At 70.5% G+C, this 10,687-nt stretch carries 10 protein-coding genes; 2 read left to right on the forward strand and 8 right to left on the reverse strand.

Going from position 1 to position 10,687, the window contains the following annotated elements:
* Positions 1-101: 101 nt before the first annotated feature.
* On the forward strand, positions 102-329 hold the full coding sequence (locus ACFV2J_RS11985) for a zinc ribbon domain-containing protein (protein ID WP_385438369.1): 228 nt from the start codon (positions 102-104) through the stop codon (positions 327-329).
* Positions 330-411: 82 nt separating this feature from the next.
* On the opposite strand, the gene ACFV2J_RS11990 is transcribed toward ACFV2J_RS11985, so the two are convergent.
* The 3 genes from ACFV2J_RS11990 to ACFV2J_RS12000 are packed head-to-tail and all read right to left on the reverse strand — an operon-like array spanning position 412 to position 5,103.
* Positions 412-1,239: an HAD family hydrolase gene (locus ACFV2J_RS11990; protein WP_385097763.1), complete on the reverse strand. Its 828-nt coding sequence runs from the start codon at positions 1,237-1,239 to the stop codon at positions 412-414.
* Positions 1,239-3,893, reverse strand: coding sequence for a phosphoribosyltransferase (locus ACFV2J_RS11995; protein ID WP_385438372.1), 2,655 nt, complete (start codon positions 3,891-3,893; stop codon positions 1,239-1,241). The genes ACFV2J_RS11990 and ACFV2J_RS11995 overlap by 1 nt, the downstream gene beginning before the upstream one ends.
* 43 nt (positions 3,894-3,936) lie before the next feature.
* Entirely contained in the window at positions 3,937-5,103 is a 1,167-nt protein-coding gene (locus ACFV2J_RS12000; RefSeq protein WP_385093926.1) for an HpcH/HpaI aldolase/citrate lyase family protein, read from the reverse strand.
* 189 nt (positions 5,104-5,292) lie between these two features.
* On the opposite strand from ACFV2J_RS12000, the gene ACFV2J_RS12005 reads away from it, so the two are divergent.
* Entirely contained in the window at positions 5,293-6,168 is an 876-nt protein-coding gene (locus ACFV2J_RS12005; protein WP_385438375.1) for a TerD family protein, read from the forward strand.
* Between the two features lie 90 nt (positions 6,169-6,258).
* Here ACFV2J_RS12005 and ACFV2J_RS12010 read toward each other — a convergent pair whose 3' ends face one another.
* The 5 genes from ACFV2J_RS12010 to ACFV2J_RS12030 form a co-directional block, all read right to left on the reverse strand.
* The gene (locus tag ACFV2J_RS12010; RefSeq protein ID WP_168527941.1) at positions 6,259-6,999 is read right to left on the reverse strand and encodes a Tellurium resistance; all 741 of its coding nucleotides are present in this window, start codon (positions 6,997-6,999) and stop codon (positions 6,259-6,261) included.
* A gap of 194 nt (positions 7,000-7,193) precedes the next feature.
* Positions 7,194-8,342 carry a DUF475 domain-containing protein gene (locus tag ACFV2J_RS12015; RefSeq protein ID WP_385093932.1) on the reverse strand — a complete coding sequence of 383 codons (1,149 nt, stop codon included), beginning with the start codon at positions 8,340-8,342 and terminating at the stop codon, positions 7,194-7,196.
* A 135-nt stretch (positions 8,343-8,477) separates the two neighbouring features.
* The gene (locus tag ACFV2J_RS12020; protein ID WP_148013792.1) at positions 8,478-9,053 is read right to left on the reverse strand and encodes a TerD family protein; all 576 of its coding nucleotides are present in this window, start codon (positions 9,051-9,053) and stop codon (positions 8,478-8,480) included.
* A 293-nt stretch (positions 9,054-9,346) separates the two neighbouring features.
* Positions 9,347-9,922, reverse strand: coding sequence for a TerD family protein (locus tag ACFV2J_RS12025; RefSeq protein ID WP_148013793.1), 576 nt, complete (start codon positions 9,920-9,922; stop codon positions 9,347-9,349).
* 113 nt (positions 9,923-10,035) lie between these two features.
* The gene (locus tag ACFV2J_RS12030; protein WP_385093937.1) at positions 10,036-10,494 is read right to left on the reverse strand and encodes a peroxiredoxin; all 459 of its coding nucleotides are present in this window, start codon (positions 10,492-10,494) and stop codon (positions 10,036-10,038) included.
* Between the last annotated feature and the right edge of the window lie 193 nt (positions 10,495-10,687).

The following is a 10,687-nucleotide window of genomic DNA, read 5'->3' on the forward strand; positions in this document are numbered from 1 at the left end:
GCGCGGCCGTGAACTGTCTGTTTCCGGTCCCCGCCGCGCCCTTCGAAAAGCCCGGTCGCGGAACACTGCGATCGTCGCCACCAGCCCGCTAACCTGGGCACATGCCTCGCTACGAGTACCGCTGCCGGACCTGCGGCGACACCTTCGAACTGAGCCGGCCCATGGCGGATTCCGCCGCTCCGGCGGCCTGCCCCGCCGGGCACGACGACACAGTGAAACTTCTCTCCACCGTCGCAGTCGCGACGGGCGGCGCCGCGTCGGCGCCACGCCCGAGCGGTGGTGGAGGCGGGGGCGGCGGCGGTTGCTGCGGCGGAGGCTGCTGCGGCTGACCCGCCTTTTCTCAGGAACTCTTCACGTTTGTCCGGCGGATCTCCCGGGAGCGTCGCCCCCGGGAGATCCGCCGACGCTTCCTCAGGCCGGTCCCGGGCGCCCGCAGGCGGCCAAGAACTCCCGCAGGATCCGTTCGCCCGCCGCGACGCCCCGCTCCGGGAGCGCCGTGACCGCCGGTCCGGCCCAGTCGGCCTCGGCCAGCTCGCCATGGCCCGGACGCCAGCCCCGGTCGGCGGCCAGCAGCAGGTCCGCGTCGAGGAGGGAGTCACCGGCGGCGAGGGTCAGGGTCGCGCCGGTGCGTCGGGCCACCTCACGCATCGCCGCGCTCTTGGTGAGCGGCTTCGGAACGGCGTAGACCTTGCGGCCCTGGAGCGAGACGGTCCAGCCCCGGTTCTCGGCCCAGACCGCCAGGTCCTTCACCCACTCCTCGGGCAGCAGTTCGCGCTCGACGACGAGATAGACGAACAGGTCCTCGGCGACCCGGTGCTTGCGCACCCAGGCCGGGTCGGCGGTGGCCTCCAGGTGCGCGCGCACCTCGGCCAGCGGAGCGCACTCGTCGGCGAGCCGTGCGGTCACCCGCGCGTGCCACTGCGGATCGGACACGCCGTCGACGAGCAGGTGTCCGCCGTTGGCGCAGATCGCGTACTTCGGGGCGGGCCCCGGCAGACTGATGCGCTGGTACTGCTTGCGGGTGCGGGTCGTGGTGGGCACGAAGTCCGCCATGTCGCCCAGTTCCGAGAGCAGCGCGGCGGCCGTCTCGGTCATGTACGACAGCGGCCTGCTCTCGTGCACCTCGACGCAGAGCAGCCGGGGTGCCCGCGCGTCCGGCATGGTCAGCCCGAGGGCCGCCGCGGAGTAGATGAGCGTGCGGTCCAGATCGCTGGCGACGAGTGCTTTTGCCGCGGACATCAGACCGCCACCGCCCTGCCGTCGGCACCGGTGGCGCCACGCGTGTACTTCGGGTGGATCAACCCCACGCAGGTGTAGGGGAGTTCGGCGACCTCCTCGACGGGCACCCCGCGCTGCTCGGCGAGCAGCCGTACGTGGTCGAGGTCGGCGCCGGCTCCCGCGCGGGCCAGGATCTTCCAGGGGACCCGGCGCAGCAGCACCCGGGTGGTCTCGCCGACGCCGGGCTTGACGAGGTTCACGTCGTGGATCCCGTACTCCTCGCTGATCCGCTCGACGGCCGCCCAGCCCTCCCAGGTGGGGGTGCGGTCGGCGGCGAGGAGTTCCTTCGCCTGGCTGCCCGCCTCCTCGGCGACGTCGGGGAAGTGGGCCTCGACGGCGTCCAGGAACTCGACGGAGACGTCGGAGCCGGCGAGTTCGCGGTAGAACTTCGCGCCGTGGAAGTCGTGTTCGCCGACCAGGTCGGAGCGCAGGACGGTCCGCGATATCAGCCCGGACACCGTCGAGTTGAGGCAGGCGGACGGGATGAGGAAGTCCTCCCGGGTGCCGTACGTCCGTACGCAGGAGCCCGGGTCGGCCAGGACCGCGATCTCCGGGTCGAAGCCGGTGACGCCCTCGGCCGCCTCGAACTCCTCGATGGCCTGGGCGAGTTCGCGGGTGATCGCACCCTTGCCGGTCCAGCCGTCGACGAACACGATGTCGGCGGGGTCGTGGTGGGCGGCGAGCCAACGCAGCGCGTTGGGGTCGATGCCACGGCCGCGGACGATGGAGACGGCGTAGTGCGGCAGGTCGATGCCGTGGCGGTAGCGGGCCCAGCGGCGCATCAGGACGCCGACGGGGGTTCCCGCGCGGGCCAGCGACACCAGGACCGGTCGCGGGGTGGCGGTGTCCGGGTCCGGGCCGAGCGGCGAGCGGGAGCGTTCGGCGAGCACCAGTTCGGTGACGGCGCCGACGGCCTGGGCGATGCGGGCGGCCGAGGTGGCGAGGGCCGCGCGGAACAGCTCCTGGTACTGGTCGCTCGGCTGGTACTCGACGGGCAGCGACTCCGCGTAGTGGGCGCCGCCGCTCTGGATCGCCTCCTCGCGCTCCTCCGTCGGCGCCTCCAGCGTCACGTCCGAGAGGTCCCGCAGCAGCCAGCCGACCTCGTCCGGCGCGTACGAGGAGAAGGCGGGGCCGCGGAGGGGCTCGGGCAGCATGGAGGTCCTTTCGGTGGACGGCCGTGCGGGGACGTAGGAGGGGACCACGGCGAGCAGGACAGCCGGGACGTGGTCCGCGAGCCCGGCCAGCAGTCCCCCGGGGGCGTGCAGCTCGGGGGTGTCCGCGGCGGAGTCCACGACGGCCACGACGGCGTCGAAGCCGGCGCCCGCCACGTTGTAGGCGTAGCGCTCCCCGGGGCCGTCGTCCGGGTGGTCGTGGGAGGGGAAGACGAGCCGGGTGCGTATCGCGTAGCCGGGGTCGTCGAGGGCGAGGACCGGGGACCTGGTGGTCGTGGAGTAGCGCACCTCGGCGGCCGTGACCTGCTCCAGTTCCCTGGCCAGCCGCAGCGGCGCGTACATCAGCTCCTCGAAGCCGAGCACCAGCACGCGGCGGGCGCCGTCCGGCAGCGCCTCGGCGATCCGCGCGGCCATGGCGGGCAGGGCGGCGTCGAGCCGGACGCGGTGTCCGGGCGTGAAGCCGTGCCGGCCGCCGTCCGGAACGCCGCGCGGCCAGCCGAGGGCGACCCGGGTGGCGGCCGGGTGCCCGCGGCGGCTGGGGGCGCTCCCGGGCGCTCCGGCCGGGCCGTCGGCCGCGTCCGTGGCGGCGGGGGCCGGGCGCTGCCCGGCGGTCGTCCCGCGCTCCGGCGCGACCGGCGCGGACCCGGCAGTGCCCGTGCCGGCGAACTCGGGCGCGGACCCCGCCGTGCCCGTGCCGGCGAACTCGGGCGCGGACCCCGCCGTGCCCGTGCCGACGGACTCGTACTCCGCCACCAGTGCCTGGCCCTTCTCCAGCACGCCCTCCGGGAGCTTCACCGTGCCGCTCGCCGCGACGACCAGGTCCACTCGCGCGCCGATCTCCCGGGCGAAGTCCTCCAGCCGCCCGAGATCGGCGGCCGACCGCATGTCGACCAGCGCCACGATCACGTACCGCTCGCGCGGATGGCGGGCGTGCAGGTCGCGGATGGTGTTGAGGACCGTGTTACCGGTCGAGAACTCGTCGTCGACGAGGACCAGCGGACCGTCGCCCGCCAGCAGACGGGGGTCCTGCGGCAGCAGGAGATGGGACGTGGCGTGCGAGTGCGACTCCTCGAAACCGCCCGCCGGGGTGACGCCCGGGACGGGGCGGCGGGTCGAGTGCAGGTACGGCGCGAGGCCCACCCCGTCGGCGACGCAGTGGCCGAGCCCGGTGGCCGTCTCCGCGTACCCGAGGACGACCGCCGCGCGGGCGTCCTCGGTCCCGAGCAGCTCCCGCACGCGGCGGCCGAGCGCGAACCCGTACCCGTACACCACGGACGGCGACTGCGGGACGTGCTTGCCCAGCACGTTCGAGACCAGCAGATGCGCCCGCCGGGGATTGCGCCGCAGCGCGAGTCCCAGCAGGTCGCCCAGCTTCTCGTCACCGACGAGTTCGACGCCGAGCCGCTCCGCGACCCAGGTCCCCGTCCACACCACGTTGTCCATCAATTCCTTAGTCTGCGAGGTCGTACGTGTCGGCGCGGCCCGGTCAGGCCGGGAGCCCGGCGGCGAGCAGCTCCACGAAGCCGATGTCCTCGTTCGCGACGCCGAACACCTCGGCGCGCTCCAGAGTCCGCTCGGCCCAGGCGCGGTGCGGCTTCACCTCGTTCATCTTGTTCGTGTACGCCGACCGCAGCACACCCCCGCCGCCGCGCTCGGGCCGCAGGATGTCCTGCGCGTCGCTCCACTCCTCGTGGCTGACGACGGACAGGGCGTGCACGGCCGGGACGTGCGAGGGGTGGATGCAGGTCTTGCCGAGCAGTCCGTTGGCGCGGTCGAGGGCGATCTCGCGCAGCAGTCCGTCCATGTCGTGCTCGATCAGGGCCTCGCGCAGCTCCTCGACCTCGCCCTCCAGGAAGGGGCTGCGGCGCAGCTGCGGCTTGAACATGCGTTCCTGGACCCGGAAGTACTCCCAGACCGGTCCGGTCACGGTGAAGCCGGTGCCGTCCGCGCGGCCCAGCGTGTTCACCACGTCGGCGATCACGGAGGCGACGATCTGGACGTCGTAGGCGGTCATGTCGGGCGCTCTGCGCAGTCCGTACGCCGAGCAGAAGTCGGTGACGCCCAGGCGCAGCGCGAGGACGCGCTCGCGGTACTTGTCGACGACCCGGGAGATGCCAGCCAGGGTCTCCCGGCGGCTCTCCAGGTACAGCAGGCAGGGCGATTCGAGGACCGGCATGGCGAAGAGCCGGCGCCCGCTCGCGGCCTCGGCCGCGGTGAGCGCCTCCAGGAACGGGACACCCCGCTCCTCGGTGAACTTCGGCAGTACGAATCCGGACAGCAGCCGTACGGACGCGCCGAGCCGCTGCACGAGGTCCGGGATCTGCTCCGGTTCGCGCACCCGCACGAAGAGCAGCGGAATCGGGTCCGTGGGCCGTGCGGCGAGGTCGGCGAACTGCCGGACCAGGTTCTGCTCGGCGCCCGCGACCTCGGAGTCGTCGATCGAGTCCTCCAGGCAGAGCACCATGGAGACCACGCCGCGCGCGGCCTGCTTGACGACGTCGTCGGCGAGGCGGGGCCGGGTCGCGGGGCTGTAGAGGGTGGCTCCCAGGGCCGCCGCCAGCAGGCGGGGCGGGGAGTCGGCGGTGAAGTCGCAGGGCTCGCGGTGGAAGAGCCGCTGCCGCTCTTCGGGGGCGATGTGCCCGAAATGACGCATGAGACTCCCCTATGGCGGCTAGTCGGATCTACGTGATGTGGCCGGTAATAGTACGTACAAATGCATGTCAGGGGTTCCCACCCGGCGTGAAGTTCAGGTAACTCGGCCATGTCGGTTGTCCGCACGTCCCGACGGGGAATCCTCACCCCCGCGTTGTCGTGACCAGGACCGAGAGGGCAGGATGACCGCATGACGCACGCGATGCTGAAGGGGTCGAACATCCCGCTGGACGCCACAGCGGTTCGTGCCGTGCTGCGCTGGACGCCCGGGCAGGGTGTCCCGGACGTGGACGCCTCGGCACTGCTCCTCGGTCCCGACGGCCGTGTGCGATCCGACGAGGACTTCGTCTTCTACAACCAGCCACGTCATCCTTCGGGCAAGGTGTGGCGACTCGGCAAGAAGCGCGTCGCCGAGGGCCTCACCGACACGATCCAGACAGATCTGGCCGGTGTCGAGTCCGGCGTCGGACAGATTCTGCTGGTCGCTTCGGCGGACGGGGTCTCCTTCGACCGCGTACGCTCCCTGCGCATTCTGCTGTACGACGCCTCCGGTGCCGAGGGTGAACCCCTGGCGTACTTCGACATCAAGCCGGAGACGGGTACGGAGACGGCGCTGATCTGCGGCGAGCTGTACCGGCGCGGTGCGGGCTGGAAGTTCCGGGCGCTCGGCGAGGGTTACCCGAACGGTCTGGAGGGGCTGGCCTCCGATTTCGGGATCACGGTGGACGAGTCGGAGCCCGAGACCGCCGCCGCGACCGGGACCGTACCGGAGGCGGCGGACTGGGCCGTCCCGGTGACGTCGCCGGAGGCCTCGGTGCCGCTGCCGGCCGAGCAGCCCGCTCCGGTGCCCCAGCAGCCCGCGTACGGCTATCCGCAGCCGCAGACGGCACCCGCGCAGCCCGCCTACGGCTACCCCCAGCCGGCGAGCCGGCCCGCGTACGGCTATCCGCAGCCGCAGACGGCGCCCGCCGTGCCGCCCGCGTACGGCTTCCCGCAGGCGGTCGGCACGCTGCCCGACCCGGATTTCCGGCTGCCGCCGCAGGGCCCCCAGTTCGTGGGCCGCTGAGCGGCACCACGGGGAGCCGTCCGCCCGGGGCGGCGCCCCACGGCCGGGACGGCGTCCCGGCCTGCGCGGACGCTCCACGCCGGGGCGTGCTCAGCGGTCGACCTTGGACTTGTACCCCCGCCCCCACTGGAGTCCCCAGCCGTACAGCCGGTCGAGTTCGGCCTGGAAGCCGTAGACGAACTTCACCTCGCGGCGCACGGTGATCTCGCCCTTGTTGTTCTCGATCATCACGACCGCGCAGGACCGCGCCTGCGGATGGCGCTCGTCGAGGCCGATCTCGATCCTCGGGCCGTTGCTCGGGTAGAGGGTGATGACGGCGTGCGTACGGTCGAAGGCGGGCGTCTGGTCGTAGATGTAGACGAAGACCAGCAGTCGTTTGATGTCGTCGCGGTGGTCGAGGTTGACGTACGCCGTCTCGCCCGACCCGGAGCCGAAGCGGTCGTCGCCGCTGAGCTTCACGAACGGCGGGCCGTTGATCTCACCGAGGAGGCCGCCCAGCGGCTGCACCACGCCCTTGGTGCCGTCCGTGAGCTCGTACAGCACGCCGAGGTCGAGGTCGACGTTCACCATGCTCTGGGTGTGCGCCTGGACGACGTCCGGCTTGAAGATCTTGAGGGGGTGGCGCAGCAGGCTGCCGCGCTGCTGGCCGCCGCCGATGTCGGAGGTGCGCATCCGCCAGGACAGGTTGATGCGCAGGTTGCCGGTGGCCGCACCCTGTTTGGTGAGCGAGACCGTGTGGCTGCGTTTGGTCAGTTCTATGGAGTTGGTGGCCGCGCTGCCGGAGTCGAAGTCCGTCGTGCGTCCGCGCCACAGCTCGTCCCAGAAGCCCATTGCCGATCCCGCCCCCATGTTGCCTCGATATGCGGCGGGGCGGCCGTGAGGACTGGTCCTCGACAGCCGCCCCGTTCAGAGCGTTCCCTCACCGGGCCCGGGTTCACACCCGTGCGGCGCCGCCCCAGGGGCCGGTGAGCCCGAGAGGCCGTTCGCCACCGGGGGCGAACCGAGCCTCCGAAAAGGGGAGCCCGTCAGACCCCGGACGAGACCTCAGCCTTCTCGTCCGAGGTCGTGCCTTTTCCCTCGGCGGCCGCGAGCGCCTTGTTGCGGCGTACGGACGACCAGAAGGACCAGCCGATCAGGACGACACCGACGAGACCGGTGATGACCTCGTTGATCTGGTACTGGATGGTGACGAGCAGGATCACGGCGAGGGCGCCGATCGCGTAGTGGGCGCCGTGCTCCAGGTAGACGTAGTCGTCGAGGGTGCCCTGGCGGACCAGGTAGACCGTGAGCGAACGGACGTACATGGCGCCGATGCCGAGGCCGAGCGCCATCAGCACGATGTCGTTGGTGATGGCGAAGGCCCCGATGACGCCGTCGAAGGAGAACGACGCGTCCAGGACCTCCAGGTAGAGGAACATGAAGAAGGCGGCCTGGCCGGCCAGGACGACGGCGGGCTTCTTCTTGCCGGTCCGCTCGGCCTCCTCCTCTTCCTCGTGGGTGCGCTCCTCCTCCTCTTCGAGCCGGTCCTCGAAGTAGCCGGAGAGTCCGCCGACGACCATGTACGTGATCAGACCGGCGATGCCGGAGATCAGCACCGTCTGTGCCTTGTCGGCGTGGCCGCCGCCGTGCTGGTGGGCGTGGACCGCGAAGGTGAAGGAGGTGATCAGCAGGACGATCAGGGCGATGCAGACCGACAGCATGTCGACCTTGCCGAGCTTGGCCAGCGGGCGCTCGATCCAGCGCAGCCACTGGATGTCGCGGTCCTCGAAGATGAAGTCGAGGAAGATCATCAGCAGGAACATGCCACCGAAGGCGGCGATCGACGGGTGGGCGTCGGTCACCAGCTGCTGGTACTTGTCCTTGTCGTTCAGCGCGAGATCGACCGCGTCGATCGGGCCGATCTTGGCGCTGATGGCGACGATGACGACGGGGAAGACCAGACGCATACCGAAGACGGCGATCAGTACACCGACCGTGAGGAAGATCTTCTGCCAGAAGGCACTCATCTTCTTCAGGATTCCGGCGTTGACCACCGCGTTGTCGAAGGACAGCGAGATCTCCAGGACGGCCAGGATCGCCACGATGCCAAAGGCGGTCCACCCCCCGTAGAAGGCCGCTGCGACCAGACCGATCGCGGTAATCGCGAACGACCAGCCGAAGGTTTTCAGAAGCACTGGCTACCCAATCATCGTGTGGTGGGGGCACCCCCAAGCGCAGGCTCGGGGAAGGGATTCCCCCGCGCCGTACTCGGCTTTACCTACTGTTGACCACGAAGTCTAGAGGCCCGCCCTCGGCTGGTGCAGGTGGGCCTAGGAAACATTGACTCCGAAGTCGAGGGCGATACCGCGCAATCCGGACGCGTATCCCTGGCCCACCGCGCGGAACTTCCACTCGCTGTTGTAGCGGTACACCTCGCCGAAGATCATCGCGGTCTCCGTGGAGGCGTCCTCGGAGAGGTCGTAGCGGGCGAGCTCCTGTCCGTCGGCCTGGTTCACCACACGGATGAAGGCGTTGCTGACCTGGCCGAAGGTCTGGCCGCGGTTGTCGGCCTCGTGGATGGAGACCGGAAAGACGATCTTGTCGACATTGGCCGGCACCTTGGAGAGGTCGATCAGGATCGACTCGTCGTCGCCCTCGCCCTCACCCGTGAGGTTGTCGCCGGTGTGCTCCACCGAGCCGTCGGGGCTCTTGAGCTGGTTGTAGAAGACGAACCACTCGTCACCGAGCACCCGGCCGGAGTTGCACAGCAGTGCGCTGGCGTCCAGGTCGAAGGGGGCTCCGGTGGTGGAGCGCGCGTCCCAGCCGAGACCGATCATCACGTGTGTGAGGTTCGGTGCGGCCTTGGAGAGGGAGACATTGCCTCCCTTGGCGAGCGTGACGCCCATGATCTGATTCCTCCCCGGTGAAGCGTTCACTCAGTCCTGCGGGCGGTGTCCCCGCCGTTCCCGGCCGGCCCGTCCGCTCGGTCCGGGTCCGGGGGGTGTCTTCCCCGGGCACGGCACAGCATGCGCGCGGCGCCCCGGCGCTCATATGTCGCACACGGGGTGCACAGATATCGGGCAGGCCCGGCACCGCACCCGAAGAGGCGCGGCGCCGGGCCGAGGAGCCGGAGGCCGTGGTCCGTGACCCAGCGCGGGGGCAGGGCCGTACGGCCGGGGGCTCGACGCCGGAGTACGGCTCAGACGTTGACGCCGAAGTCCTGCGCGATGCCGCGCAGACCCGAGGCGTAACCCTGGCCGATGGCGCGGAACTTCCACTCCGCGCCGTTGCGGTACAGCTCGCCGAAGACCATGGCGGTCTCCGTGGAGGCGTCCTCGGAGAGGTCGTAGCGGGCGATCTCGGCCTCGCCGGCCTGGTTCACCACGCGGATGAACGCGTTGCGGACCTGGCCGAAGGACTGCTGGCGGTTCTCGGCGTCGTAGATCGAGACCGGGAACACGATCTTCTGGACGTCGGCCGGGACGGCGGCGAGATTCACCTTGATCTGCTCGTCGTCGCCCTCGCCCTCACCGGTGATGTTGTCGCCGGTGTGCTCGACCGAGCCGTCCGGGCTCTTCAGGTTGTTGAAGAACACGAAGTTCTGGTCGGAGCTGACCTTGCCGTCCGCGTTCGTGAGGATGGCGCTGGCGTCGAGGTCGAAGTCGACGCCGGTCGTCGTACGGGCGTCCCATCCCAGACCGACGATGACCGCGGTCAGTCCCGGGGCCTCCTTGGTCAGCGATACGTTGCCGCCCTTGCTGAGGCTGACTCCCACGAGTCCTCCCATTGGTGTCCGGGGGCGGGGAGCCCCGTCGTGCGTTGGTATCGGATCAACGTGTCGATCCTAGTGACGGGTTCCCGCACCCTGCAGGCCCTGCGACCGAAGAATCACAGGGTGTCGAGCGCCTTCACGTACTCGTTCAGGTCACGCGCGTCCGGCAGACCGTTGACCACGGTCCAGCGCACGACGCCCGCCTTGTCGATGATGAAGGTGCCGCGCACGGCACACCCCTTGTCCTCGTCGAAGACGCCGTACGCGCGTGAAGTGTTGCCGTGCGGCCAGAAATCGGAGAGCAGCGGGTAGTCCAGGCCCTCCTGCTCGGCGAAGACACGCAGGGTGTGGATGGAGTCGTTGGAGACGGCCAGCAGCTGGACGTCGTCGTTGACGAACTTCGGCAGTTCGTCGCGCAGGGCGCACAACTCGCCGGTGCACACACCGGTGAACGCGAACGGATAGAAGAGCAGCACCACGTTCTTCGCACCGCGGAAGTCGGACAGCTTCACGGTGGCGCCGTGGTTGTCCCTGAGCTCGAAGTCCGGTGCCTCGGTGCCGACCTCGATCGCCATACTCACACGCTTCCCTTCCAGGGGGCTGTTCGGGTGACGACCACCCTACGCAGGGAGGTCCGGGCGTCCCGGCCCGGCCCATGACCGAGGCCCCGGGGGGGGGGGCGGCCCCGCCGGGGGGGGGGCCCACACATGTAGTGGGGAGGACTCGGGGACAGACCCGAGCAGGTGGAGTGTGGGGGGGGGCCGCGCG

It is taken from the genome of Streptomyces sp. NPDC059668 (assembly GCF_042734135.1).
GTDB lineage: Bacteria > Actinomycetota > Actinomycetes > Streptomycetales > Streptomycetaceae > Streptomyces.